The 25,429-nt window shown below is 67.3% G+C and carries 25 protein-coding genes; 9 read left to right on the top strand and 16 right to left on the bottom strand.

Annotated elements, in window-relative coordinates; translation table 11 throughout:
* The first annotated feature begins 143 nt into the window (after positions 1–143).
* Positions 144–965: a sulfite exporter TauE/SafE family protein gene (locus L3V85_RS16690; protein ID WP_237680577.1), complete on the top strand. Its 822-nt coding sequence runs from the start codon at positions 144–146 to the stop codon at positions 963–965.
* Between the two features lie 22 nt (positions 966–987).
* Here L3V85_RS16690 and L3V85_RS16685 read toward each other — a convergent pair whose 3' ends face one another.
* Positions 988–1,950: a helix-turn-helix domain-containing protein gene (locus L3V85_RS16685; protein ID WP_237680168.1), complete on the bottom strand. Its 963-nt coding sequence runs from the start codon at positions 1,948–1,950 to the stop codon at positions 988–990.
* A gap of 188 nt (positions 1,951–2,138) precedes the next feature.
* On the opposite strand from L3V85_RS16685, the gene L3V85_RS16680 reads away from it, so the two are divergent.
* The 3 genes from L3V85_RS16680 (at position 2,139) to L3V85_RS16670 (ending at position 5,731) form a co-directional block, all read left to right on the top strand.
* Complete coding sequence (locus L3V85_RS16680; RefSeq protein WP_237680167.1) at positions 2,139–3,143, top strand: carbon-nitrogen hydrolase family protein; 1,005 nt, start codon at positions 2,139–2,141, stop codon at positions 3,141–3,143.
* Positions 3,144–3,168: 25 nt separating this feature from the next.
* A complete protein-coding gene (locus tag L3V85_RS16675) occupies positions 3,169–4,224 on the top strand; it encodes a phenylacetaldoxime dehydratase family protein (RefSeq protein ID WP_237680166.1) in 1,056 nt (351 codons plus the stop codon).
* A gap of 61 nt (positions 4,225–4,285) precedes the next feature.
* Positions 4,286–5,731, top strand: a complete 1,446-nt coding sequence (locus tag L3V85_RS16670) for a serine hydrolase (RefSeq protein ID WP_237680165.1) — start codon at positions 4,286–4,288, stop codon at positions 5,729–5,731.
* Here the strand turns inward: L3V85_RS16670 and L3V85_RS16665 are convergent.
* The 8 genes from L3V85_RS16665 to L3V85_RS16630 form a co-directional block, all read right to left on the bottom strand.
* A complete protein-coding gene (locus L3V85_RS16665) occupies positions 5,728–7,266 on the bottom strand; it encodes a malonate--CoA ligase (RefSeq protein WP_237680164.1) in 1,539 nt (512 codons plus the stop codon). The two genes, L3V85_RS16670 and L3V85_RS16665, sit on opposite strands and share 4 nt — an antisense overlap.
* Before the next feature lie 15 nt (positions 7,267–7,281).
* The gene (locus tag L3V85_RS16660; protein WP_237680163.1) at positions 7,282–8,082 is read right to left on the bottom strand and encodes an enoyl-CoA hydratase/isomerase family protein; all 801 of its coding nucleotides are present in this window, start codon (positions 8,080–8,082) and stop codon (positions 7,282–7,284) included.
* Positions 8,079–9,065, bottom strand: coding sequence for a Bug family tripartite tricarboxylate transporter substrate binding protein (locus L3V85_RS16655; protein WP_237680162.1), 987 nt, complete (start codon positions 9,063–9,065; stop codon positions 8,079–8,081). Before L3V85_RS16655 ends, L3V85_RS16660 begins: the two co-directional genes overlap by 4 nt.
* 100 nt (positions 9,066–9,165) lie before the next feature.
* On the bottom strand, positions 9,166–10,632 hold the full coding sequence (locus tag L3V85_RS16650; RefSeq protein ID WP_237680161.1) for a malonyl-CoA decarboxylase: 1,467 nt from the start codon (positions 10,630–10,632) through the stop codon (positions 9,166–9,168).
* 28 nt (positions 10,633–10,660) lie between these two features.
* The gene (locus L3V85_RS16645; RefSeq protein WP_237680160.1) at positions 10,661–11,329 is read right to left on the bottom strand and encodes a GntR family transcriptional regulator; all 669 of its coding nucleotides are present in this window, start codon (positions 11,327–11,329) and stop codon (positions 10,661–10,663) included.
* 112 nt (positions 11,330–11,441) lie between these two features.
* Positions 11,442–12,272, bottom strand: coding sequence for a prolipoprotein diacylglyceryl transferase (lgt, locus tag L3V85_RS16640; RefSeq protein ID WP_237680159.1), 831 nt, complete (start codon positions 12,270–12,272; stop codon positions 11,442–11,444).
* A gap of 57 nt (positions 12,273–12,329) precedes the next feature.
* Entirely contained in the window at positions 12,330–12,599 is a 270-nt protein-coding gene (locus tag L3V85_RS16635) for a hypothetical protein (protein WP_237680158.1), read from the bottom strand.
* Positions 12,600–12,631: 32 nt separating this feature from the next.
* Positions 12,632–13,405: an SDR family oxidoreductase gene (locus L3V85_RS16630; protein WP_237680157.1), complete on the bottom strand. Its 774-nt coding sequence runs from the start codon at positions 13,403–13,405 to the stop codon at positions 12,632–12,634.
* A gap of 113 nt (positions 13,406–13,518) precedes the next feature.
* Here L3V85_RS16630 and L3V85_RS16625 point away from each other — a divergent pair, with 113 nt between their 5' ends.
* Positions 13,519–14,487, top strand: a complete 969-nt coding sequence (locus L3V85_RS16625) for a LysR family transcriptional regulator (RefSeq protein ID WP_237680156.1) — start codon at positions 13,519–13,521, stop codon at positions 14,485–14,487.
* Here L3V85_RS16625 and L3V85_RS16620 read toward each other — a convergent pair.
* Positions 14,457–14,996, bottom strand: coding sequence for a hypothetical protein (locus L3V85_RS16620; RefSeq protein WP_237680155.1), 540 nt, complete (start codon positions 14,994–14,996; stop codon positions 14,457–14,459). The two genes, L3V85_RS16625 and L3V85_RS16620, sit on opposite strands and share 31 nt — an antisense overlap.
* Positions 14,993–15,967, bottom strand: coding sequence for a LysR family transcriptional regulator (locus tag L3V85_RS16615; protein ID WP_237680154.1), 975 nt, complete (start codon positions 15,965–15,967; stop codon positions 14,993–14,995). Before L3V85_RS16615 ends, L3V85_RS16620 begins: the two co-directional genes overlap by 4 nt.
* 101 nt (positions 15,968–16,068) lie before the next feature.
* Between L3V85_RS16615 and ilvD the strand changes: the two genes are divergently transcribed.
* Entirely contained in the window at positions 16,069–17,763 is a 1,695-nt protein-coding gene (gene ilvD / locus L3V85_RS16610) for a dihydroxy-acid dehydratase (RefSeq protein ID WP_237680153.1), read from the top strand.
* A 116-nt stretch (positions 17,764–17,879) separates the two neighbouring features.
* Here the strand turns inward: ilvD and L3V85_RS16605 are convergent, their stop codons facing one another.
* Positions 17,880–18,131, bottom strand: a complete 252-nt coding sequence (locus tag L3V85_RS16605; protein ID WP_237680152.1) for a TIGR04438 family Trp-rich protein — start codon at positions 18,129–18,131, stop codon at positions 17,880–17,882.
* A 107-nt stretch (positions 18,132–18,238) separates the two neighbouring features.
* Here L3V85_RS16605 and L3V85_RS16600 point away from each other — a divergent pair, with 107 nt between their 5' ends.
* Positions 18,239–18,553: a c-type cytochrome gene (locus L3V85_RS16600; protein WP_237680151.1), complete on the top strand. Its 315-nt coding sequence runs from the start codon at positions 18,239–18,241 to the stop codon at positions 18,551–18,553.
* Between the two features lie 24 nt (positions 18,554–18,577).
* Here the strand turns inward: L3V85_RS16600 and L3V85_RS16595 are convergent, their stop codons facing one another.
* Both L3V85_RS16595 and acs read right to left on the bottom strand, forming a co-directional pair.
* Positions 18,578–19,093 carry a LapA family protein gene (locus L3V85_RS16595; RefSeq protein ID WP_237680150.1) on the bottom strand — a complete coding sequence of 172 codons (516 nt, stop codon included), beginning with the start codon at positions 19,091–19,093 and terminating at the stop codon, positions 18,578–18,580.
* A gap of 137 nt (positions 19,094–19,230) precedes the next feature.
* Positions 19,231–21,228, bottom strand: coding sequence for an acetate--CoA ligase (gene acs / locus L3V85_RS16590; protein WP_237680149.1), 1,998 nt, complete (start codon positions 21,226–21,228; stop codon positions 19,231–19,233).
* A gap of 157 nt (positions 21,229–21,385) precedes the next feature.
* Here acs and L3V85_RS16585 point away from each other — a divergent pair, with 157 nt between their 5' ends.
* Complete coding sequence (locus tag L3V85_RS16585; protein ID WP_237680148.1) at positions 21,386–22,024, top strand: YqhA family protein; 639 nt, start codon at positions 21,386–21,388, stop codon at positions 22,022–22,024.
* A 9-nt stretch (positions 22,025–22,033) separates the two neighbouring features.
* Here L3V85_RS16585 and L3V85_RS16580 read toward each other — a convergent pair whose 3' ends face one another.
* Entirely contained in the window at positions 22,034–22,951 is a 918-nt protein-coding gene (locus L3V85_RS16580) for a LysR family transcriptional regulator (protein WP_237680147.1), read from the bottom strand.
* Positions 22,952–23,052: 101 nt separating this feature from the next.
* Here L3V85_RS16580 and L3V85_RS16575 point away from each other — a divergent pair, with 101 nt between their 5' ends.
* A complete protein-coding gene (locus L3V85_RS16575) occupies positions 23,053–23,670 on the top strand; it encodes an NAD(P)-dependent oxidoreductase (protein WP_237680146.1) in 618 nt (205 codons plus the stop codon).
* A gap of 51 nt (positions 23,671–23,721) precedes the next feature.
* On the opposite strand, the gene fumC is transcribed toward L3V85_RS16575, so the two are convergent.
* On the bottom strand, positions 23,722–25,119 hold the full coding sequence (gene fumC, locus L3V85_RS16570) for a class II fumarate hydratase (protein WP_237680145.1): 1,398 nt from the start codon (positions 25,117–25,119) through the stop codon (positions 23,722–23,724).
* Positions 25,120–25,429 lie beyond the last annotated feature (310 nt).

Genomic DNA, 25,429 nt, shown 5'->3' with positions numbered 1-25,429 from the left:
CCACCTGAACCCTGGTTCAGGATGCGGGTCCGGCACATCATCTGCAGACACCTTTTCCCGCCGCGGCCCCCTGCACCAGTTGCACGGGGCCGCTGCTTTTTGCGCAAGCGCTTTCTTTTTCCTTCGCCTACGCCACCGTGAACATCGCCGCCCTGCTCGACCCCCTGCTCATCGCCGAACTCGCGGCACTCGGTCTCGGCACCGGTTTTCTCGCGGGCCTCCTGGGCATCGGCGGCGGCATGATGATGGTGCCGTTCATCACGATCATCATGGGCCACCGCGGCGTGCCGGCCGACCTGGCGGTGAAGATCGCCATCGCGACCTCCATGGCCACCATCATCTTCACCTCGGTGTCGAGCGTGCGCGCGCACCACAAGCGCGGCGCGGTGCGCTGGGACATCGTGAAACGGCTCGCGCCCGGTATCGTCATCGGCAGCCTCGCGGGCAGCCTGGGCGTGTTCGCGCTGCTCAAGGGCACGGCCCTGGCCATCGTGTTCGCGCTGTTCGTGGGCTTCTCGGCCACGCAGATGTTCCTGGACAAGAAACCCAAGCCGACGCGGCAGATGCCCGGCACGGGCGGCCAGCTCGCGGCGGGTGGCGCCATCGGCTTCATCTCGGGGCTGGTGGGCGCGGGCGGGGGCTTCATCAGCGTGCCCTTCATGACCTGGTGCAACGTCGCCATCCACAACGCCGTCGCCACCAGCGCCGCGCTGGGCTTTCCGATCGCGGTAGCCAACGTGGCGGGCTACGTGATCAGCGGCCAGTCGGTCGAAGGCTTGCCGGCCGGTTCCTTCGGCTACATCTGGCTGCCCGCGCTCGCGGTGATCGCCGCGTGCAGCGTGCTCACGGCGCCGCTGGGCGCCAGGGCCGCGCACAGCCTGCCGGTGAAGAAGCTCAAGCGCGTGTTCGCGAGCATCCTGTATGTGCTGGCGGCCTACATGCTCTGGAAGGGCCTGCACGGCTGACCGCCGGCCCGCTGCCCGCCACTCACTGCACCCGCTGCTGCCGCCAGGCTCGCGGCGAGCAACCGAAGCGCTCGCGAAACGCGCGGCTGAAATGCGCCGCGTCGTTGAAGCCGCGGCCATAGGCAATCTCGGCCACCGGCCGCCCCGCCAGGCGCGGCTCCAGCAGGTCGCGGCTGCAGGCCTCGAGCCGGCGCTCCCAGATGTACTGCGAGGGCGTGAGCGGCTCGCTCTTGAACACGCGGTGAATGTGGCTCACCGACACGCCCAGCTGCGCGGCCAGGGTGCCCACCGACAGCATCGGATCGGCCAGTTGCTCGTCGATGAGCCGCTTCACCCGCGCCAGGTGGTAGGCCGTGAGGTTGCTGAGCGCCGGTGCGCGCGCGGCAGGCAGCGTCTGCAGCCCCGCCACCAGGATGCTCTGCACTCCGTGCGCCACGGCCAGCGCCGACGCGGGCTGCAGCGTGTCGATATCCTCGCGCAGCGTGCGGATCATGCCCAGCAGCAGGTGGCCCGCGCCTTCGCGGCCCGACACCGTGGTGGCCGTCAGCGCCTCCGTATCCCGCAACTCGCCGCGCAGGCGGTCGCCGGGCAGCTTGAGCACGATCTGCTCGAACGACTCCTCGAACAGCAGCTCGTAGGGCCGCGTACTGTCGTACAGCGCGAAGTCGCCGGCCGACAGCACGGCGTCGCGGCCGTCCTGGCGCACCACGCCCTGGCCGCGCGCCTGGATGCTCACGAGGAAATAGTCGTCGCTCGAATGCGCGATGTGGCCCGGCGTGCGCATCACCTTCTGGGGGCCCGAGGTGACCACCGACATGTCGAGGCTCGGCAGCGTGTGCTGGCGGATGCTGCCCTCGAAGTTGCCCGTGCCTGACTGCTGCACGGCGTCGCACTCGAGCTGCACGTAGACGTTGCAGATCATGTCGGTCCAGTAGGCGAGCCGCTGGTCGCGCGAGACGGCGTCGGTGCTGAGCAACTGGGTCATCGGAATTCCTCGGAAGGCCTGCAGGAGGCCAAGAACAGGGCATGCAACGCTGGAACAAGAACGCCGCCAATCCGGGTCAAGCCGTTTCGGCGCCGCGAATTTACGCTTCAAGCAACCCGTATGCCACAGCGCAAACCCGGTGCGCTTGGCCTGCGATTCCTTACCTTCCTTGCACCTGGAGACCCACCATGCCGACCACCGTCCACCCCAAGCTGCGCGTTGCCGCCGTGCAGGCCGCGCCCGTGTTCCTCGACCTCGACGCCACCATCGACAAGACCATCGAGCTGATGGCGCAGGCCGCCAAACAGGGCGTGCAGCTCATCGCCTTTCCCGAGACCTGGGTGCCGGGCTATCCCTGGTGGATCTGGCTCGACTCGCCGGCGTGGGGCATGCAGTTCGTGCAGCGCTACCACGACAACTCGCTGGTCGTCGGCTCGCCCGAGTTCGAGCGCCTGAAGGCCGCGGCGCGCAAGCACAGGATCTGGCTGTCCTTCGGCTACAGCGAGAAGGCCGCGGGCAGCCTCTACATCGCGCAGGCTTTGATCGACGACCAGGGCAACACCGTGCAGACCCGCCGCAAGCTCAAGCCCACGCACGTGGAACGCACCGTGTTCGGCGAGGGCGACGGCTCCGACCTGCACGTGGTGCCCACGCCCATCGGCAACATCGGCTCGCTGTGCTGCTGGGAACATCTGCAGCCGTTGAGCAAGTACGCGATGTATTCGCAGAACGAGCAGATCCACTGCGGCGCGTGGCCGAGCTTCTCTCTCTACCGCGGCGCCGCCTATGCGCTGGGCCACGAGGTCAACAACGCCGCGAGCCAGGTGTATGCGGCCGAGGGCAGCTGCTTCGTGATAGCGCCCTGCGCCACGGTGTCGAAGGCGATGAGCGAGCTGATGTGCACCGACGCCGGCAAGCAGCAGATGCTGGGGGTCGGCGGCGGCCATGCGCGCATCTACGGACCCGACGGTTCGCCGCTGGGCACGCCCCTGGCCGAAGACGAAGAAGGCCTGGTCATCGCCGACATCGACCTGGGCATGATCTCGCTCGCCAAGGCCGCGGCCGACCCGAGCGGCCACTACTCGCGCCCCGACGCCACGCAGCTGCTGCTGAACAAGACGCGCCGCGAGCCCGTGGTGGTGGTGCTTGCGCCGGTGCCCGAGGCCAGCGTGGCCGAGCCGGTCGAGGCCTGAGCGCCAGCCGACAAGGAACCGCGCCATGGAATCCGCCATTGCCGAACACCTGAAGTGCCCACGCACGCGCCACCGCCGCGTGGAAGACGACTACACGCCGCCCTACCCCGTATGGTCGGCCCGCGCACCGACCACGACGACGCAGGTCGTGATGGGCTACTTCGGCGTGCAGTCGCGCGGCGCGGACATGCAGGGCCGCGCCTGCGCCGCGCTGATGAGGATCGCGCGCGACTTCGCCCTGCCCGACGGCCCGGGCCACCACGACCTGGCGCACTACGTCGATGCCGACGGTTTCGACAACATGATCGCCATCGCCTACTGGAGTGACGCCGCGGCCCATGCACGCTGGAGCGCCACGCCCCAGGTCGACGCCTGGTGGCGTTCGGAAGAAAGGCTATCAGAAGGTCTCGGCTATTTTCGCGAAATTGCCTCGCCGCGCGTCGCGCACTTCGAGACCATGTTCAACACGCCCGATCGCTTCGAAGGGGTCGGCGTGGTGATGGGCGAGATCAGCGGCGAGCTGCAGGAGCACGGCTACTGGGGATCGATGCGCGACCGCATCCCACTCTCGCAGACCGACGCCATGGTGCCGTCAGGCACACGCGCGGTGATCGCCGGTGCGCCGGCTCCGGGGCAGCGCGTGCGAATCTCGGGCCACGAGAACATCGCGATGATCCGCTCCGGCCAGGAATGGACCGACACCACCGGCCAGGAGCGCACGCTCTACATCGACGACATGGAGCCGGTGCTGCGCGAAGGCATGGACTTCCTGCGCGACCAGGGACTGGGCATCGGCTGCTACAGCAACCGCTACATGCACAACCTCGACACGCACGGCAAGCCGCTGCAGAAGTCCTTTGGCCTGAGCTGGTGGCGCTCGCTGGCCGACATGGAACGCTGGGCCGAGTCGCATCCGACGCACGTCGCGATCTTCGGCAGCTTCATGCGCTACGTGCAGGCGCTGAACTTCCAGCTGCAGCTGCGCGTGTACCACGAGGTGTCGGTGCTGAAGGCCGACGAGCAGAGCTACGAATACATCAACTGCCACGCGCGCAGCGGGCTGATGAACGGGCTGGCCTGAACTCTGTTCGATGCCGGATGCCTTAGGATGCCCAGCCCTATTCCCGAGGCAAGGACCCGACATGTGGAGCGATCTCGAGAGGCTGGTCGAAGCCTCGATGCGCGAGTGGAAGATTCCGGGCCTCGCGCTCGCGGTGGTGCGCGACGGCGAGCTGGTGCACCAGAAGGGCTACGGCGTGCGCGACATGCGCGGTGCCGAGCCCGTGACGCCCGAGACGCAGTTCCTGCTGTGCTCGATCACCAAGTCGTTGACCGCCGCGGGCCTCGGCCTGCTGATCGACGAAGGCAGGCTCGAATGGAACCGCCCGGTGCGCGAGGTGATTCCCGAGTTCCGCCTGCACGACGCGCTCGCGACCGAACGCCTCACCGTGCGCGACCTGCTGTGCCACCGCAGCGGCCTGCCGCGCCACGACTGGGTGCACATGCCCGGCGACCTCGGCGGCGCGCAGATGCTGCCACTGCTGCGCCACCTCGCACCAAGCCGCGAACTGCGCGATACCTTCCAGTACTCGAACCTGGGCTACATGGTGGCCGGCATGGTCACGGAACGCATCAGCGGCCAGCGCTGGGAAGACTTCACCACCGAGCGGCTGCTGAAGCCGTTGGGCTTCAAGGACTTCGGCTTCACCATCGAGGCGCTCGAAGCCGCGGACAACGCAGCGCGGCCGCATGCAATGGTCGGTGACGAATGCGTGCCTTCTCCGCTGTGGCCCATTCGCACCACGGCCGGCGGCGGCATGAATGTCTCGCTGGCCGACATCGCGAAATGGGCGCGCTTCCTTCTGGACGAAGGCAAGGTGAACGGCGCGCAACTGCTGTCGGCGAAATCGCTGCGCGAGATGTGCACGCCGCATGTGCACATGGGCCGGTCGGAACACGCCGAGATCGGCGATTCGCACTACGGCTTCGGCCTGTTCTGCGAGAACTACCGCGGCGACCGCACGTACGCGCACTCGGGCTCATGGCTCGGCTGGGGCACGCTGATGACGGTCGTGCCCGAACGCCGCACCGCCGTGGTGGTGCTGACCAACCGGGCACCGAGCACGGTCACCTCGATACTGACCTACGCCGTGCTCGACCACGTGAGCGGCCGCGAACCGGTCGACTGGTTCGCGCGCCTCCAGCCGAAGCGCCGCGAGTTCGTAGAGCAGCAGAAATCAGAGCGCGCCACCCGCGAAGACAAACGTCGCAAGGACACGCAGCCCAGCCATGCGCTGGACGAGTACGTCGGCGTCTATGCGCACCCGGCCTACGGACGCATCGAGATTGCGCGGGAAGCCGAGGGCCTGGCCTGGCGCTGGCGCACCTTCTCGGGCCCGCTCGCGCACTGGCACTACGACGTGTTCCACACGCCGCACCGGCCCGCCGAGTTCCACCCCGACGAGCTGGCGCTGACCTTTCTCTACGATCGCGAAGGCCGCATCGACCGCATCGCCGCGCCCTTCGAACCGGCGGTGGCGGACATCGTGTTCCAGCGCACCGACGCCAAGGCCGAGCCCGCCGCCTAGGCGGCGAACAAGGCCTTGTGCTCCGCGCGCAGCAGCGCCTTCTGCACCTTGCCCATCGTGTTGCGCGGCAGCTCCGGCACCACGAAGCAGCGCTTCGGGATCTTGAAGTTCGCGAGCTTGGACTTCAGGTCGGCCACGATCGCGTCGGCGTCCAGCGAGGCGCCCGCCTTGGGAATGACGATGGCCACGCCCACCTCGCCGAAGTCGGGGTGCGGCACGCCGACCACTGCGCTTTCGGCCACGCCGGCCATTTCGTTGATGTAGCCCTCGATCTCGGCCGGGTACACGTTGTAGCCGCCGCTGATGATCAGGTCCTTGCTGCGCCCGACGATGGTGATGTAGCCCAGGCCGTCGATCTTGCCCACGTCGCCGGTCTTGAAGAAGCCGTCGGCGGTGAACTCTTCCTTCGTCTTCTCGGGCATGCGCCAGTAGCCCGAGAACACGTTGGGGCCGCTGACTTCGATGTTGCCGATCTCGTCGGTGGTGCAGTCGCGGCCGCTGTCGTCGCGCACGCGCAGTTGCACGCCCGGCAGCGCGAAGCCGACGGTGCCGCCGCGGCGCTCGCCCTGCGCGGGGTTGTAGGGGTTGGAGGTGAGCATGGCGGTCTCGCTCATGCCGTAGCGCTCCAAGATGGTGTGGCCGGTGCGCTCGCGCCATTCCTCGAAGGTCTCGATCAACAGCGGCGCCGAGCCCGCGATGAACAGCCGCATGTTGCGCACCGCCTCGCGCGTGAGGCCCGGCTCCGCCAGCAGCCGCACGTACAGCGTGGGCACGCCCATGAACACCGTGGCCTCGGGCAGCTTCTGCACGATGCGCTTCGGATCGAACTTGGAGAACCACAGCATCTTGCTGCCGTTGAGCAGCGCACCGTGCAGCGCCACGAAGAGGCCGTGCACGTGGAAGATGGGCAGCGCGTGGATCAGCACGTCGCCTTCGGTCCAGCCCCAGTAGTCCTTCAGCACCTCGGCGTTCGACAGCAGGTTGCCGTGCGACAGCATCGCGCCCTTGCTGCGGCCGGTGGTGCCGCTGGTGTAAAGGATGGCGGCCATGTCGTCGGCCTTGCGCCGCGCCGGCGTGTGCCGGTCGCTGCATTGCGCGGCCACCTCCAGCAGCGTGCCGGTGCGGTCGTCGTCCAGCGTGAAGACGTGCTTCGTGCCCGCCGCGGTGGCAATGGGAGCGACCCACGACGCATTGCGGCTGGTACACACCACCACGGCCGGCTCTGCATTGCCGATGAAGTATTCGATCTCGGCGCTCTGGTAGGCGGTGTTCAGCGGCAGGAACACGTAGCCGGCGCGCAAGGTGGCGAGGTACAGCAGCATCGCCTCGACCGACTTCTCCACCTGCACCGCGATGCGCGCGCCCTTCTCGAGCCCCAGGGCCTCGAGCAGGTTGGCGATCATGGCGCTGGCGCGTTCGACGTCGCGCCACGAATAGAACAGGCCGCTGTCTGTCTCGACGGCGATGGCGTCGAGGTCGGCGGGAAAGGCCGCGCGCAAGGCGGCGAACAGGTTGGCGTTGTCGGTCTTCTTCATCAGGCAGGTACTACTTCAGAAATTCGGTTTGCGCTTGGCAAGGAAGGCGTCGATGCCTTCGCGATGCTCGGGGGAGTCGGCATAGTCATAGGCCGTGGCCAAGAGGCTGTGGGCCGAGGGCGCGCCGGCACGCAGCGCGGAGAAAGTTTTCTTGTGCAGGCGCGCGGTCTGTGGCGCGAGCGCCGCGATGCGCGTGGCGTGGTCGCGCGCGGCGGCGGCAACTTCGTTGTCGGGCAGCACGCTCAGCAGGAAGCCCGCGTCGTACAGCCGCTGCGCGCCATGCACGCCGGCGGCCAGCAGCATGTCGCGCGCGAGCACATCGCCGATGGCACCGTGCACCAGCGCGGCCTCGCGCGGCGCCATCGGAAAGCCCAGCTTGGCAATAGGCGCGCCGAACTTCGCGGACGCACCCGCCAGCCGGATGTCGCAGCAGCTCGCGATCTCGATGCCCGCGCCCATGCAGGCGCCTTCGATCTGCGCGACCAGCGGCAGCGGGCAATCGAGCATGGCCTGCAGCGCGGCCCACACCTCGTTCTCGTGGAATTCGCGCAGGCTGGGTTCTTCGAAGCGGAACGACGGGTATTCGGAAATGTCGCCGCCCGCGCAGAAGGCCCCGCCCTCCCCGTGCACGACGACGCAGCGCAGGCCGCCGTTGCCTTCGTCGTTCTCACGCAGGTCGTCGAACACGGCGCGCAGCGTGCGCCACATGGCGCGCGTCATCGCATTGAGCCGCCCCGAGTTCGAGAGCGTGACGAAAGCGATCGCGCCTTCCCGGCGCAACGAAACCTGGCTGCCTTGCTGCTCGCCGATGCTCATTCGATCTTCGCGCCCGAGGCCTTCACCACCGTCGCCCATCGCTTGATTTCGGAATTCACGAAGCTGCCGTAGGCGGCGCCGGTGAGGGTCGGGATCTCCGAGCCGTTCTGGGCCCAGATGTTCTTGATGTCGTCGCTTGCGAGCACTTTCTTCATTTCATCGATGATCTGCGGCTGCACATCGGCCGGGGTGCGCCTGGGCGCCCACAGGCCGTACCAGGTGGTGACGGTGTAGTCGGGCAGGCCGACTTCGGCCGCGCATGGTACGTCGGGGAACGCGGGGTTGCGCTTGGTGCCGGCCACCATCAGCGCCTTGATGCGGCCGCTCTTGATGTATTGCGCCGAGGAACCGAGGCCGTCGAACATGAGGTCGACGTTGCCCGAGATCAGGTCGGCCAGCGCCGGGCCCGCGCCGCGGTACGGAATGTGGGTGATGAAGGTGCCGGTCTGCAGCTTGAACAGTTCGCCCGCCAGGTGGTGCGAGGTGCCCGCGCCCGCCGAGCCGTAGTTGAGCTGCCCGGGGCTGCGCTTGGCCAGCGCGATGAGTTCCTTGATGGTCGTGGCCTGCACCCGCTTCGGGTTGACCACCACCACCTGCGGCACGTTGGCCAGCAGCATCAGCGGAACGAAGTCTTTCTCGATGTCGTAGTCGAGCTTCGGGTAGACCGAAGGCGCGATTGCGTGATGGACCGCGCCCATGAAGAGCGAGTAGCCGTCGGCCGACGCCTTCGATGCGACGCTGGCGCCCAGCGTGCCGCCGGCGCCGCCGCGGTTGTCGATGATGAGCGACTGGTTCGTCAGCCGCGAGAACTGGCCCGACAACGGCCGCGCGAATGCGTCGGTGCCGCCGCCCGCCGGGAACGGCACGACCATCGTCACCGGCTTGGCGGGCCAGCCCGGCTCGGCGCGCGCGGCCCCGCAAAGCACGGCTGCTCCGGCGGCGGCCGCGCGCAGGACGTCGCGGCGTTGGAAGTTGTGGCTCATTTGTCTCGTCTCCTGTCGTTGTGGATTTTGCCGCCCGATGCGGCCGCCGGCGTTTCTTGCGCCGGCACTGGCACTTGCTGTTGCTGCGCTCTTTCGGACTTCAGCCTTTTTTGAAGAACAGGCTTTCGATGTCTCCCGACACTGCCACCTTGCCGTCCGCCAGCCAGGTGCGATGTTTGTCCAGCCGCTTGAGGTCGTAGAGGTAATTGACCATCAGACCGTACGACTGCTTCTGCCCCTTGGGCGAAGGGTCACCCGCCCAGTTGAGCCGCTCGACGCGCGCGCCGTTGCCCAGGTGGAAGCGCGCCACCGGGTCGGCCGGCGTGCCGTCGACCAGCGCGCGGCCCAGGTATTCGGCGGCGGCCTGCATGAGCCATTGGCGCAGCGGCGACTTGGGCTCGAAGCTGGTGGCCGCGTCCACGGCGGCAAGCAGGCGCTCCGCGGTGGGCGGCAGCGAGCCGACGAGGCGGCCGAGTTCGGCCTCGCGCTTTTCATCGAGCCGCGGCAGCAGCTCGGCGGCGTTCTTTGCGAGCCACGTGCGAAAGCCCGGAATCGGCGACAGCGTGGCAAAGGTCTTCAGGCGCGGCAGTTCGTCCTGCAGGGTCTCGACCACGCGCTTGATGAGCGAGTCGCCGAAGCTCACGCCGCGCAGGCCGTTCTGCGTGTTGCTGATCGAATAGAAGATGGCGGTGGTGGCCTTGGCCGGCAGCACCGGCACGGCGGCTTCGTCGAGCAGCGGCGTGATGCCGTCGCTGATGCGGTCGACCAGCGCCACCTCGACGAAGATCAGCGGCTCGTTGGGCAGGCGCGGATGGAAGAAGCCATAGCAGCGGCGGTCGCTGTCGTCCAGCCGGTTCTTCACGTCGGACCAGCTCTTGATGTCATGCACCGCCTCGTAGCGGATGAGCTTCTCGATCAACGAGGCCGGCGAATCCCAGTCGATGCGGCGCAGCTCCAGGAAGGCCACGTCGAACCAGGTGGAGAACAGGTGCTCCAGCTCGGCGTCGAGCGCTATCAGGCGCTTGTCGGCTTTCAGGCACGGCAGCAGGTCGGCGCGCAGGTCGACCAGAAAGCGCATGCCCTCGGGCTCGACCGCGAAGCGCTGCAGGAGGCGCATGCGCGGCGACACCAGCGCGCGGCGCAGACGCAGTTCGGCCTGACCTTCGTCGGGCGTGCCGACCGCTGCCTGATGCTGGTCGCGGGCGGTCTTGAGCTTTTGCGCGTCGGCGGCGAAATGCTCGCTCATGAGCGCCCAGTAGTCGCGGCGCTCCTCGGGCTTGGCGGCGGCGTAAGCCACGGCAATGGCATGGGCGCGGCGCCCGCCCTCGACCTCGCTCACGCGCGGATCGATCACTGCCTGCAGTTCGGCCAGCACGCGGCGCAGGGCGCGCGGCGACAGGGCCTCGTCGGCCTTGCGCAGCGTGACCTGCAGGCGCTCGGCGGTGGAACGCGCGCTGGGCTTGGGGGCGTTTTTCGGCGCGCTCCTGGCGGTGCTCTCCAGCGCCACCGGCACCTTCGAGCCTTCGCCGGACCGCAGCCGGGCCTGGAACCATTCGGTCGCACTCATCTGGAAGCTCCAATGCTTGAGGGGATGGTCACGACATCACCCTGGATTTCTGGTGGCGCATCACTTCGCGCAGTGCCTCGCGCTGGCGCAGCATGTGGGTGCGCATGGCGGCGTCGGCGCCTTCGCTGTCGCGTGCCTTCAGGGCCGCGAACACGGCCAGATGCTCGGAAAGGCTCTGCTCCAGCCGCCCGGGCGCATGCAGCTGCTGCAGGCGCGCGAGCTTCAGTATCTTGCGCAGGTCGCCGATCACCTGGGCCAGCCACTTGTTGTCGGCGAGCGTGATGATCGCCTCGTGAATGAGGTGGTTGGTGGCGTAGTAGTCGTTGATGCGGCGCGCCTTGGCATGGCGCACCAGCCGCTCGTGCAGCGCGTCGAGCTCGTGCAGCTCGGCGTCGCTGGCGTTGCGGGCGGCTTCGTAGGCGCAGCGGCCTTCGAGCAGCGCGATGACCGGGAAGATCTCGTCGAGGTCGCGCTCCGTCACTTCCCTCACGAAGCAGCCGCGGCGCGGCTCGTGCCGAAGCAGGCCTTCGGCGGTGAGCACCTTGAGCGCCTCGCGCAGCGGCGTGCGCGAAATGGAGAGCCGCTCGCACAGCGCGATCTCGTCCACGAAGCTGCCGGGCGCCAGGGTGCCGTCGAAGATCTGCTCGCGCAGCGTGGCGGCGACTTCGTCGTGCAGGGAGTTGGGGACCAGGCGCATGGATCGGACCGCGTAATTTCCTGTAATTACGCGTAATTCTGAGCTTGCACGCGAGGCGGCGCAAGACCGCGCATCCGCTGCGCGGCTGGGACTTACCCTGCGAACTTCCGGATCAAGCGCGCGCGGTGGCGGCCGTCTTGCCGCCGCGGCCGAACCAGAACCACAGTGCAATGCCGGCAATGACCATCGGCACGCTGAGCCATTGGCCCTGGCTCAGGCTGAGCGCCCGCAGGCCCAGGAAGTCGTCTGGCTCGCGGAAGTACTCGGCAATGAAGCGCAGCGCGCCGTAGCCGATGAGGAACACGGAGGCCACCTGCCCCTGCTTGCGTTCCTTGCGCGCGTAGATCCACATGATCGCGAACAGCAACAGCCCTTCGAGCAGGAACTGGTAGACCTGCGACGGATGGCGCGGCAGCATCGAGCCGCTCTGCGGAAACACCATGCCCCAGGGCAGGTCGGGGCTGCTGAAGCGGCCCCAGAGTTCGCCGTTGATGAAGTTGCCCACCCGGCCGGCGGCAAGGCCGGTCGGCACGCAGGGCGCGACGAAGTCCATCACCTGCCAGAACGGCCGCGCGCGCGAGTGCGAGAACCACACCATTGCGCCGATCACGCCGAGCAGGCCGCCGTGGAAGCTCATGCCGCCCTGCCACACGTACAGAATTTCGAGCGGATGCGTGAGATAGAACTCGGGCTTGTAGAACAGGCAGTAGCCGAGCCGCCCGCCAACGATGACGCCCATCACGCCAAGGAAAAGTATGTCCTCGATGTCCTTGCGCTGCCATGCGCCCGCGCCCACCAGCGAGCGGTACGGCTCATGTCGCAGTCGGCGCGTGCCGAGAAAATAGAACAGCGCAAAGGCGGCCAGGTAGGTCAGGCCGTACCAGTGGATGGCCACTGGCCCCAGTTGCAGGGCGATGGGATTGATCTGCGGATACATGAGCATCCGCAGATTGTGCCCCGGCCGAATGTCGAGGCCGGGACGGGGATATTCGGCCCGAAGCTACCGACCGAACTTCCACCAGAGCAGCCCCGCGACCACCGCCGGCACGGCGAATATCAGCAGGAAGATCGGCAGTTCCTCGGCCACCGAATACCCCGCCTTGATCACGCCCACGGCCATGTTGATGCCGGCGCCGACGAACCAGGCCGGAATGAACCACTTGGCCGCCGTGGCCAGGGCCAGCGCGGAGCCGTCGCCCATGAAGCGCCCCGCCAGCAGGAACACCACCAGCAGCGCGAAGCCGCCGCCCATCACCATGACCGTGTGCATGTCGTCGATCCTCCTGGCGGCATCCTGCCGGATCAGCGCGTGGTGTAGCCGCCGTTGGCGAAGATGGTCTGGCCGGTGATCCACCAGCCTTCGGTGACGAGGAAGCGCACGATGGGCGCGATGTCCTCGATGTCGGTCAGGCCCTTCTTCGAGAACTTGCTGAGCGCCGCCGCGCTGCTGTGGTACGCCACGGCCTCCTTGCTTTCCTGGCCGTAGAAGAACGGCGTGTCCATGGGGCCGGGGCCGATGGCGTTGACCGAGATGCCGCGCTCGCCGAATTCCTTGGAGGCGGCGCGCGTGAAGTGTTCCACCGCCGCCTTCGAGCCCGGGTAGATCGCATAGAACGGCGTGTAGGCCGCAAGCAGCGAACTCACCAGCGTGACGATGCTGCCGCCGTCGGCCAGCGTGCGGCCAGCCTGCTGGATGAAGAAGAAGGCGGCCTTGGCGTTGGCGTCGAAGCTCTTGTCGTAGTCGGCCTCGGTGACGTCCAGGATCGGCTTCTTGATGACGACGCCGGCGGTGTTGACGGCAATGTCGACCTGCCCGAAATGCTTCACGGCCTGGTCGAACAGACTGGCGTTGTTGTCGACCACCGAGAGATCGCCCTGCACCAGCAGCGTGTCGGCGCCCTTGGCCTTGAGGGCGGATGCGGTCGCTTCGGCCTCGGCGCGCGAGGCGTCGCTGTTGTAGTGGATGGCGATGCCGCGGGCACCCCCGTCGACCAGCAGGTGGCCGATGAGAGCGCCGAGGTTCTTGCCGCCACCGGCAATGACGGCGACCTTGTTCTTGAGCGTGCGTGCGGACATGGCGTGATCCCTTGGTTGATTGTTGACGAGTGACAGGAGGCTTCAGTCTATTGATCGCTCCTTCACAGATAAATCGCTCATCCAAAGCTAGACTGTTCGAAAATCCGCGAACAATGGACCGAATCGACCTCCTCCAGGTTTTCATGCGCGTGGCCGAAACCGGCAGCTTCACGCGCGCCGCCGACCGGCTGGGCCTGCCGCGCGCCACCGTCTCCACCGCCGTGCAGCAACTCGAGACGCGGCTCGGCTCGCGCCTGCTGCACCGGACCACGCGCCGCGTCGGCCTCACGCCCGACGGCGAGGTGATGCTGGAGCGGGCCCGCGCCCTGGTGGCCGACATGGAAGACATCGAGCAGCAGTTCCTGCCCGCCGACGGCCAGGTGAGCGGACGGCTCAAGGTCGACGTGCCCAGCCGCATCGCGCGGCGGCTGATCGCGCCGGCGCTGCCGGGCTTCTTCGAGCGGCATCCCGGCATCGAGCTGGAGCTGGGCTCCAGCGACCGCGCGGTCGACCTGGTACTCGAAGGCGTCGATTGCGCGCTGCGCGTGGGCCCGCTGGCCAGCAGCAGCCTGGTGGCGCGGCCGCTCGGGCACTTCACGCTCGTCAACTGCGCGAGCCCGGCCTACCTCGCGCGCCACGGCACGCCGCGCGCGCCCGCGGACCTGACACGGCACCTGGCCGTCAACTACGCATCGGCCACCAGCGGGCGCGCAGCCCCCTGGGAATGGCGGGAGAACAGCGAAACCGCGTCGCTGCGCATGCGCAGCCAGGTGGCGGCGAACAATGCCGAGACCTACATCGCCTGCGCGCTGGCCGGGCTGGGGTTGATTCAGATCCCGGCGTACGACGTGCGCGAGCATCTCGCGGCCGGCGAGCTGGTCGAGGTGCTGCCCGACGCGCGCGCCGAGCCGCTGCCGGTGCAACTGGTGTACCCGCACCGGCGCAACCTGTCGCGCCGCATGCAGGCCTTTGCCGGTTGGCTCGAGGCGCTGCTGACCGACTCGCTCGACCCGCCCGCGAAGGCCGCCCCCGCCCGCCCGCGCAGACCGCGTCAGGGCCGCGTGCTGGCGGCTCGGCCGTAAGGCATGCTCTTGATGAAGTTGAACTTGCCGTTGCTGAACTCGTAGAACTCGACCACGTCCGTGCCGGAGCTGTTCGCGTTGTCCGTGTCGCCGGCCTGCACCAGCAGCCGGCTGGACTTGCGGTAGATGAGTTCCTGGCCGTCTTCCTTCTCGAACTGCGGCTTCAGCGGATAGACGCTCATCAACGCGCCGGGCATGGGCGTGGCACGGCCGGTGGAGGCGTCGACCACCGCGCCGACATTGCAGCCACCCGAACCGCAGCCCCAGCGCGTGACGATGTAGCGCCCCGCGAAATCCGGTTTGCCTTGGGCGATCGCCTCGCGCAGCCGGGTGCGGTAGAGCCGGGCGAACTCGCTGTCGAGCAGCAGCGGTTTGTTGGGGCCGGTGTAGGGCGCGTCGGCCGGGTAGTCCTTGAACTGGGGAACAGCGGATGGCTCCGCGCTGCCGCTCACGGCATGGAACACGAGCACCGCGCCGGCCAGGCAGCGGAGGAACGGAGCAAATTTCATACGGCGCTTCTTTCTTCTTGGGCGTCATCAGGGGCAGTTCCGCCGCGCTCCCGCACGAACGCGATGAAGCGCGCGAGCGCCGGATTGGCCGCCTCCTCGGGCCACACCAGGCTTGTTTCGCAGGCCGGCAGCACCGGCGCATTGCGCCGCCGCGCGGCCGGCGCGAATTCCTCGGCACGTCGGTACACGACACCCGCGCGCCGGAACTGCGTGACGCTCTCGGGCACCCAGGCCACGCCGATGCCGCCGGAGACGAGGTTGACGATGGTCTGCATCTGGATCGCCTCCTGTCCCAGCTGCGGCACGCGCCCCGCCGCGTGGTACAGGCCGAAGATCGCGTCGTGCAGCGAAGGCACGATGCGGCGCGGAAAGATCACCAGCGGTTCGGCCAGCACCTCGGACATCAGCAGCCTGGGTGTTTGCGCCAGCGCATGCCGCTCGGGCAGCGCGAGCACCAGCGGCTCCTCGGACACCGCCAGCCTCGCGAGCCCCGGTGGCGCGGCGCCGGGCGAGTGCAGCATCAGCCCGGCATCGATCTCGCCGCGCGCGAAGGCTTCGAGCTGCACGTCGCCGGTGGCCTCGACCAGCTCCAGCGCCACCTCTGGGCACAGCACGCGAAACTCGCGCACCCAGGCCGGCAGCCGCTCGAAGCCGACCGTCGAGACGAAGGCGATTCGCACCCGGCCCACCTGCCCCGCCGCCGCCGCGCGGGCACGTGCCGGCAGCGCCTGGGCGCGGGCCAGCAGTTCGCGCACGTCGGGCAGCAGCGCCTCGCCGGCCGGGGTGAGCGCCACGCGGCGGCGGGTGCGGTCGAACAGCACCACGCCCAGCGCTTTTTCGAGCTGGGCGATGGCCTGGGTCACCGGCGGCTGCGTCATGTGCAGGCGCAGCGCGGCGCGGCCGAAATGCAGTTCTTCGGCCACGGCCACGAACTGGCGCCAGGCCCGCAGGTCGATGAGGGCTTCATTCATATGCTGAGCATATCAATCCATGCTTGAAAATGGATTGGAAGCAATCAATCAGAAGTCCGATACTTGGGCTCCCCGATCTCCCCCACGACAGAAGAGACACCATGGACACCAAACCGATCCAGATCAACCGCCGCAGCGCCAACATCGTCGAAGGCAAGAGCCGCGCCCCCAACCGCTCCATGTTCTACGCCATGGGCTACGAGGAAAGCGACTTCAAGAAGCCGATGGTCGGCGTCGCCAACGGCCACAGCACCATCACGCCCTGCAACTCGGGCCTGCAGAAGCTGGCTGACGCGGCCATCGCGGGCATCGAGGAAGCCGGCGGCAACGCGCAGGTGTTCGGCACCCCCACCATCTCCGACGGCATGGCCATGGGCACCGAAGGCATGAAGTACTCGCTGGTCAGCCGCGAAGTCATTTCCGACTGCATCGAGACCTGCGTGGGCGGCCAGTGGATGGACGGCGTGCTGGTGGTCGGCGGCTGCGACAAGAACATGCCCGGCGGCCTGATGGGCATGCTGCGCGCCAACGTGCCGGCCATCTACGTGTACGGCGGCACCATTCTTCCGGGCCGCTACAAGGGCCAGGACCTGAACATCGTGAGCGTGTTCGAAGCCGTGGGCCAGAACGCCGCCGGCAACATGAGCGACGAAGACCTGCTCGAGATCGAGAAGCGCGCCATTCCCGGCACCGGTTCGTGCGGCGGCATGTACACCGCCAACACCATGTCGAGCGCCTTCGAGGCGCTGGGCATCTCGCTGCCCTACTCGTCGACCATGGCCAACCCGCACGACGAAAAGGCCAACTCGGCCAAGGAGTCGGCCAAGGTGCTGATCGAGGCGATCAAGAAAGACCTGAAGCCGCGCGACATCGTGACCAAGAAGGCCATCGAGAACGCGGTAGCGGTCATCATGGCCACCGGCGGCTCGACCAACGCGGTGCTGCACTTCCTGGCCATCGCGCACGCGGCCGGCGTGGAGTGGACCATCGACGACTTCGAGCGCATGCGCAAGAAGGTGCCGGTCATCTGCGACCTGAAGCCCTCGGGCAAGTACCTCGCGGTCGACCTGCACCAGGCCGGCGGCATTCCGCAAGTGATGAAGGTGCTGCTGAAGGCAGGCCTGCTGCACGGCGACTGCATCACCATCTCCGGCCAGACGATCGAGGAAGTGCTCAAGGACGTGCCGGACGTGCCGCGCGCCGACCAGGACGTGATCCGCCCGATCGACAAGCCGATGTACGACGAAGGCCACCTGGCCATCCTGAAGGGCAACCTGTCGCCCGAAGGCGCCGTGGCCAAGATCACCGGCCTGAAGAACCCGGTCATCACCGGCCCGGCCCGCGTGTTCGACGACGAGCAGTCGGCGCTCAAGGCGATTCTGGACGGCAAGATCAAGGCCGGCGACGTGATGGTGCTGCGCTACCTCGGCCCCAAGGGCGGCCCCGGCATGCCCGAGATGCTGGCGCCCACCGGCGCGCTGATCGGCGCGGGCCTCGGCGAAAGCGTGGGCCTGATCACCGACGGCCGCTTCTCCGGCGGCACCTGGGGCATGGTGGTGGGCCACGTGGCACCCGAAGCCGCCGCGGGCGGCACCATCGCCTTCGTGAACGAGGGCGACTCGATCACCATCGACGCGCATGAACTCAAGCTCGAGCTGAACGTGCCCGAAGCCGAGATCGCCAAGCGCCGCGAAGGCTGGAAGGCACCGGCACCGCGCTACACGCGCGGCGTGCAGGCGAAGTTCGCGTTCAATGCCTCGAGCGCCAGCTCAGGCGCAGTCCTCGACAAATTCTGACCAGGGCAGGTATTGCAAGAAACACCGAGGAACCGGCTTTGCCGGGCCTCAGGTGTTGCCCCCGGTAGGGGGAAGGCGAAGCGGACACGAAGTGCCGCGCAGCCTGGGGGCGAGCCCTACTTCCGGCGCTGAGCGTTGGTGGTCTTGACGCCCATGTTGGTTTTCTGGCGGTCGATGCGCGCCTGCTTGCGCTGGTCTTCCCGCTCCATGATCTTGCGCTTGGTATAGCCCGACGAATCGGCCCATGCCCACCACGCGAGGGCCATGGCAAACGGCGACAGCACGATCCACCAGCTCCAGCCGGCGACCATGCCGACTTCGAGATACTTCAGGGCCAGGCCGAGCAGGCCCAATGCCAGAAACCACATCGCGAATCCCTTGAGGTTGTATTGGCAACGCTGAGGGACGCCGTGCACGGCGCTACCTACAATCGCGTTGAGCCGAATGTAACTCAGCCCTTACGAAATAGATCCCCATGAAAAGAGTCTTGATGACGGCAGCCCTGGGTCTCGGCCTTGGCGTACTCGCCGCGCCCGCCTTCGCCGACCTGGCGCTGGCCACCTCGAAGAACTGCATGAGCTGTCATGCGGTCGAGCGCAAGGTGCTCGGGCCGTCGTTCAAGGACGTGGCCGCGAAGTACAAAGACGACAAGGGCGCGGTCGACAAGCTCGCCAGCAAGATCATGAAGGGCGGCTCCGGCGTCTGGGGGCCGGTGCCGATGCCGGCCAACAACCAGGTCAGCGAAGCCGATGCGAAGAAGCTCGCCACCTGGGTGCTGCAGACGAAGTAAGTAAAAAAGAAAGCGCCTTTTCGCTCAACCCTGCGGGTTGATGTCGGCCGGCATCACGACCGGCGACAGCGGCCGGCGCTCGATGCGGTCTTCGAGCTGGCCGATGTGCGCGGCCACCGTGTTGTCGGTCTGGTCGGAGCGCAACCGGACCGACGTCTCCAGCTGATCCAGACGCGCCAGCAGCGCGGTCTGCCGGTCGGCGTTCTGCGCCATGTGCTTGTTCTCCTGCGCTTCCAGGAAATTGCGCAGCTCGGTAAAGCGCGACGCTTCGGCCTTGTCGGCCAGATCGCGCTGAGCCTGCATTTCCTTCGTGTGGCGCTTGGTGTCGATCAGCACGGAGCTGTGCAGGTACAGCACGTACACGAGGAAGAAGGCCGCCAGCACCACCGTGAGGCCCAGCATGATCAGCCCCAGCGGCGCCGACACGGTCATGAAGCCCAGCCACACGTCGGTGGGCGCGGACAGCGTGCCCCAGTTCAACGCGGCGAGTGCCGCGATGAGCAGCACGATGACAAAAAGAAAAGCAGATCTCACGCCCATGGGGGCCTCCTTCGGAAAGATCGAACACATCGGAAACAGCCGTGCGCGTCGAGGCGCACGGTCATTCCGACGGTTTTACCCCAGCCGGAGGCCGTCCACGGGCTTATGGCCCCACAGGGGGCCACGTCCTACAGCCGTCAGAGCTTCTCGGCCAGCTGTTCCAGGATGGCCGGGTTCTCCAGCGTCGAAGTGTCCTGCGTGATGGCCTCGCCCTTGGCGATGCTGCGCAGCAGGCGGCGCATGATCTTGCCGCTGCGCGTCTTGGGCAGGTTGTCGCCGAAGCGGATGTCCTTGGGCTTGGCGATGGGGCCGATTTCCTTGGCGACCCAGTTGCGCAGCTCGTTGGCAATCTGCTTGGCTTCATCACCGGTCGGGCGGCCGCGCTTGAGCACGACGAAGGCGCACACCGCCTCGCCGGTCACGTCGTCGGGTCGGCCCACCACGGCGGCTTCGGCCACGAGGTCGGTCTTGGACACCAGCGCCGATTCGATTTCCATCGTGCCCAGGCGGTGGCCCGACACATTGAGCACGTCGTCGATGCGGCCGGTGATGCGGAAGTAGCCGCGGTCGGCGCTGCGCACCGCGCCGTCGCCGGCCAGGTAGATGGTGCCGCCCATTTCCTCGGGGAAGTAGCTCTTCTTGAAGCGCTCGGGGTCGTTCCAGATGGTGCGGATCATCGAGGGCCAGGGCCGCTTGATGACCAGCATGCCGCCCGCGCCGTTGGGCAAATCTTTACCCGTCTCGTCGACGATGGCGGCCATGATGCCCGGCAGCGGCAGCGTGCACGAGCCCGGCACCAGCGGCGTGGCGCCCGGCAGCGGCGTGATGACGTGGCCACCGGTCTCGGTCTGCCAGAAGGTGTCGACGATCGGGCAGCGCTCGCCGCCGATATGGCGGTGGTACCACATCCACGCCTCCGGATTGATCGGCTCGCCGACCGAACCGAGGATGCGCAGGCTGGTGAGGTCCCAGTTCTTCGGGTGCACTTTCTCGTCGCCCTCGGCCGCCTTGATGAGCGAGCGGATGGCGGTGGGCGCCGTGTAGAACACGCTGACCTTGTGCTTCTCGATCATCTGCCAGAAGCGGCCCGCGTGCGGGAAGGTCGGGATGCCTTCGAACACCACCTGCGTGGCGCCGGCCGCGAGCGGGCCGTAGGCGACGTAGGTGTGGCCGGTGATCCAGCCGATGTCGGCGGTGCACCAGAACACGTCTTCGGGCTTGATGTCGAAGGTCCAGTCCATCGTGAGCTTGGCCCACAGCAGGTAGCCGCCGGTGGCGTGCTGCACGCCCTTGGGCTTGCCGGTGGAGCCCGAGGTGTAGAGGATGAACAGCGGATGCTCGGCATTCACCGGCACGGGCGCGCACTCGGTGCTCTGGCCCTTGAGCGCTTCGTCGAAGGTCTTGTCGCGGCCTTCGACGCGCGTCCAGGCGGTGGGCGTGCGCTCATATACGAACACGGTCTTGATCGACTCGCAGCCGCCCAGCGCGATGCCGTCGTCCACGATGGCCTTCAGCGGCAGTTCCTTGCCGCCGCGCAGCTGGTAGTTGGCCGTGATGACCGCCACCGCGCCCGCGTCGATGATGCGCTCCTGCAGCGCCTTGGCCGAGAAGCCGCCGAACACCACGCTGTGGGTGGCGCCGATGCGCGCGCAGGCCTGCATGGCGATCACGCCCTCCACGGTCATCGGCATGTAGATGATGACGCGGTCGCCCTTCTTGATGCCCTGCGCCTTCAGCGCATTGGCGAACTGGCTCACGCGGGCCAGCAGTTCCTTGTAGGTGACGTTGGTGACGGTGCCGTCGTCGGCCTCGAAGACGATGGCGGTCTTGTTCTCGACCGGGGTGCCGACGTGCCTGTCGAGGCAGTTGGCGCTGGCGTTGAGTTCGCCGTCGCCGAACCATTGGTAGAACGGTGCGTTCGACTCGTCGAGCGTCTTGGTGAACGGCTTGGTCCACTGCAGGTTGCCCTTGGCCAGGCGGGTCCAGAAACCGTCGAAGTCCTGTTCGGCTTCCTTGCACAGGGCCTCGTAGGCGGCCATGCCGGAAATACGGGCGCCTTCGGTGGCGCGGGCGTCGGGCGGGAACACGCGGTTCTCGACCAGGACGGATTCAATGTTCTTCGATGCGCTGCTCATGCTCTATGTCTCCTGGATGGATGCGGCCGTAATGTCGGCGTGCCCACTTACGGGTCACTGACGGGTCGGTGACTGCCCGATGTTAGTTCGCGGGGTTATCACGAGTGCGACACGGGGACACCCCTAGAATCCCCCGTCCAAAACAACCGCCCTCCCGATGTCCGCTCCCGATCCCTTCGACACCCGGAACCCGCCCGTACCGCGCCGTGGTTCGCCGCTTCGGCCGCTGCCCAAGCTGATTTTCGCGAGCCGCTGGCTGCAATTGCCGCTGTACCTGGGCCTGATCGTGGCGCAGGCGGTGTACGTGGTGCATTTCCTGGTCGAGCTGCTGCACCTCGTGGAAGCAGCCTTCGGCAGCAAGGAAGCCCTGCAGGCGCTGATCACCAGCATCGGCTACAAGACCACCGCACCGGTCGGCACGCTGAACGAGACGGTGATCATGCTGGTGGTGCTGGCGCTGATCGACGTGGTCATGATCTCCAACCTGCTGATCATGGTGATCGTGGGCGGCTACGAGACCTTCGTGAGCCGCATGGACCTCGAAGGCCACCGCGACCAGCCCGAGTGGCTCAGCCACGTGAACGCATCGGTGCTCAAGGTGAAGCTGGCCACGGCCATCATCGGCATCAGCTCGATCCACCTGCTGAAGACCTTCATCAACGCCGACAACTACACCGACCGCGTGCTCATCGCGCAGACGGTGATCCACATCGCGTTCCTGTTCTCGGCCATGGCCATCGCCTACACCGACAAGCTCATGACCTCGTCGGCGCCGCACGGCGACGACCGCCACTGAGCCCTGCCCCTAGCCTGCGTGCGGCGCGTCCCACGCAGGCACTTCAGTAAAGCGCGCGGCCAGAAAGTCGAGCATCGTGCGCAGCGTGGCCGGCATGTGCTTGCGCGAGGCATACACCGCGTACATGCCCACCACCTGCGGCTCGAAATCGGTAAAGAGCCGCACCAGTTCCCCCTTCTGCAGCAGCTCCGACGTGAGGTAGGTCGGCAGCATCGCGATGCCCGCCCCGGCCCGCGCCAGGTACATCAGGCTGGCCGCATCGTTGGTCGACACGTTGCCGCCCACGGCCACCGACACCGGCTCCCCGTCTTCCTTGCGCGTGAAGTTCCACAGGCTGCGCCCGAAGTAGGAATGCGTGAGGCAATTGCGCTGGGCCAACTCTTCCACCCGCAGCGGCCTGCCCTGCTCCTTCAGGTAGCCCGGTGAGGCGCACACCACCGAGCGGCAGTCGGTAAGCCGCCGGGCGATGAGGTTGGGGTCGATTTCCGCAGCCACCCGAATCGCGAGGTCGATGCGCTCGTCCACCAGGTTGACCGACCGGTCGAGCAGCACCAGGTCGACCGCCACGCCCGGATAGAGCCGCACATAGTCGGCCACCGCCCCGGCCAGCTGCGCTTGCGCGAACGACGTGCTGGCCGTGATGCGCAGCTGCCCGCGCGGCGCCTCGGCCGGGTGCCGCACCGCGGCCTGCATGTCGCCCGTGAGTTCCAGCACTTGGCGGCAACGCGGCAGCAGCTCTTCGCCAGCCGCCGTGAGGCTCAGCCGGCGCGTCGTGCGATGCAGCAGGCGCGCGCCGGTCCACTGCTCCAGTTCGGCCACGTAGCGCGTGACCACCGGACGGGACAGGTCGAGCTTGTCGGCGGCAGCGGAAAGGCTGCCCGAATCGACCACGTTGACGAACACCCGCATTGCATTCAATCGATCCATTTGCACGATTTTAGGAATAAACAAGCGCGCAAATCGAGGTATTTCTTTCGAAAGCAGAAACCTAAGATGCGGTTCATCCCATCCACTTTCTGGAGATCACCATGAGCCACATCGCCATCATCGGCGCCACCGGGCGCGCCGGCAGCCAGCTTCTCGAAGAGGCGCTGCGCCGCGGCCACACCGTCACCGCCATCGCCCGCAAGGCCAGCGCCAAGCTGGCCGGCCGCGCCAGCGTGAAGGCCGTCGACCTCGACGTGCTCGACGGCGCCGCCCTCGAGAAGGCCCTGGCCGGCCACGACGCCGTGTTCAGCGCCGCGCACTTCGCCACCGTGCCGCCCGCGGCCATCATCGAGCCGACGAAGCGTGCCGGCGTGAAGCGCCTGCTGGTGGTCGGCGGCGCCGGCAGCCTGTTCGCGGCGCCCGGCCTGAAGGTGATCGACACGCCCAACTTCCCGGACGCCTACCGCGCCGAGGCCTCGGCCGGCGGCGTGTTCCTCGACACCCTGCGCAGCGAAAAGGATCTCGACTGGACCTTCCTGTCGCCCTCCGCCGAATTCGTCGAAGGCGAGCGCACCGGCAAGTTCCGCCTGGGCAAGGACGACCTGCTGGTAAGCGCCGAAGGCCGCAGCTGGATCACCTTCGCGGACTACGCGATCGCGTTCATCGACGAGCTGGAAAAGCCCTCTCACCCCCGTCAGCGCTACACCACCGGTTATTGAAAATGAAAAAGGACCCGCGAGGGTCCTTTTTTCATGGTGCCGACTGGCGAATCAACGGCCGGTCATGTTCTCCGGCACCACCCATGCATCGAACTGCTCGGCCGTGAGGTGGCCCGACGCGATGGCGGCTTCGCGCAGGCTCGTGCCTTCCTTGTGCGCCTTCTTGGCGATGTAGGCCGACTTGTCGTAGCCGATGTGCGTGTTCAGCGCCGTCACCAGCATCAGCGAACGCTGCACCAGCTCGGTGATGCGTTCGCGGTTCGGCTCGATGCCCACCGCGCAGTGGTCGTTGAAGCTCACCATGCCGTCGGCCAGCAGGCGCACGCTCTGCAGGAAGTTGTGCGCCACCATCGGGCGGAACACGTTCAGCTCGAAGTTGCCCGACGCGCCGCCGATGTTGATGGCCACGTCGTTGCCAAACACCTGCGCGGCCAGCATCGTGACCGCCTCGCTCTGCGTCGGGTTGACCTTGCCCGGCATGATCGACGAGCCCGGCTCGTTCTCGGGGATGCTCAGTTCGCCGATGCCGCTGCGCGGGCCGCTGGCGAGCCAGCGCACGTCGTTGGCGATCTTGTTCATGCTGGCGGCCAGCGTCTTCAGCGCGCCGTGGGCATGCACCAGCGCGTCGACGCTGGCCATGGCTTCGAACTTGTTCGGCGCGGTCACGAACGGCAGGCCTGTGATCTTCGCCAGCTCGGCCGCCACCTGCTCCGCGTAGCCCTTGGGCGCGTTGAGACCGGTGCCGACGGCCGTGCCGCCCAGCGCCAGTTCGCTCAGGTGCGGCAGCGCGGCGCGCACATGCGCCTCGCCATTCGCCAGTTGCGCCACGTAGCCGGAGAACTCCTGGCCCAGCGTGAGGGGCGTGGCGTCCTGCAGGTGGGTGCGGCCGATCTTCACGATGTCCGCGAAGTCCTTCGACTTCTGCTCCAGCGTGCCGCGCAGCTTGGCGATGGCGGGCAGCAGCTTGTGGGTGATGGCTTCCACGGCGGCCACGTGCATCGCGGTCGGGAACACGTCGTTGCTCGACTGGCTGCGGTTCACGTCGTCGTTCGGGTGCACGAGGCGGCCTTCGCCGCGTTCGCCGCCGAGCAGCTCGCTCGCGCGGTTGGCCAGCACTTCGTTGACGTTCATGTTGGTCTGGGTGCCCGAGCCGGTCTGCCAGACCACCAGCGGGAACTCGCCCGGGTGCTTGCCGGCGATGACTTCGTCGGCCGCGGCCACGATGGCGCCGGTCTTTTTCTCGTCCTGCAGGCCCAGCGCATGGTTGACCACGGCCGACGCGCGCTTCACCTGCGCCAGCGCCTTGATGATTTCGCGCGGCTGCTGCTCGCCGGAGATGTCGAAGTTCTGCAGCGAGCGCTGCGTTTGCGCGCCCCACAGCTTGTCGGCCGGCACGTCGATCGGTCCGAAGGTGTCGCGCTCGGCACGGGTCTTGGGGGAAGTCGTCATGAGAAAAAGCTCCGCATTCAAGAAAAAGCGCGCCGCTTTCCGGCGCGATGCACAGTATCGCGCCAATAAGAGTGGCTCTCATCTGACGAGGCTATTGCGCTGCCGCTGACAGGCTGATACCTCCCGCGCCTTGACCTCATCATGTCAAAAAGTTATGATTAACGTCTTCTGACGACCGACAAGTCATGATGATGACAGCGTCGGTCAAGCCTTCACTACTCGCGGATCACCGAATCCCGTCGCGGTGCAAGGTCCCCCGCCGGGCCAAGCCCGGCAAACCGGACGGATCTTTCCGTCCCCATTGCCACGC

The organism is Variovorax paradoxus, assembly GCF_022009635.1.
Taxonomy (GTDB): domain Bacteria; phylum Pseudomonadota; class Gammaproteobacteria; order Burkholderiales; family Burkholderiaceae_C; genus Variovorax.
The sequence above is the reverse complement of the archived record's forward strand: the minus strand, read 5'-3'. Positions and strand labels throughout refer to the sequence as shown.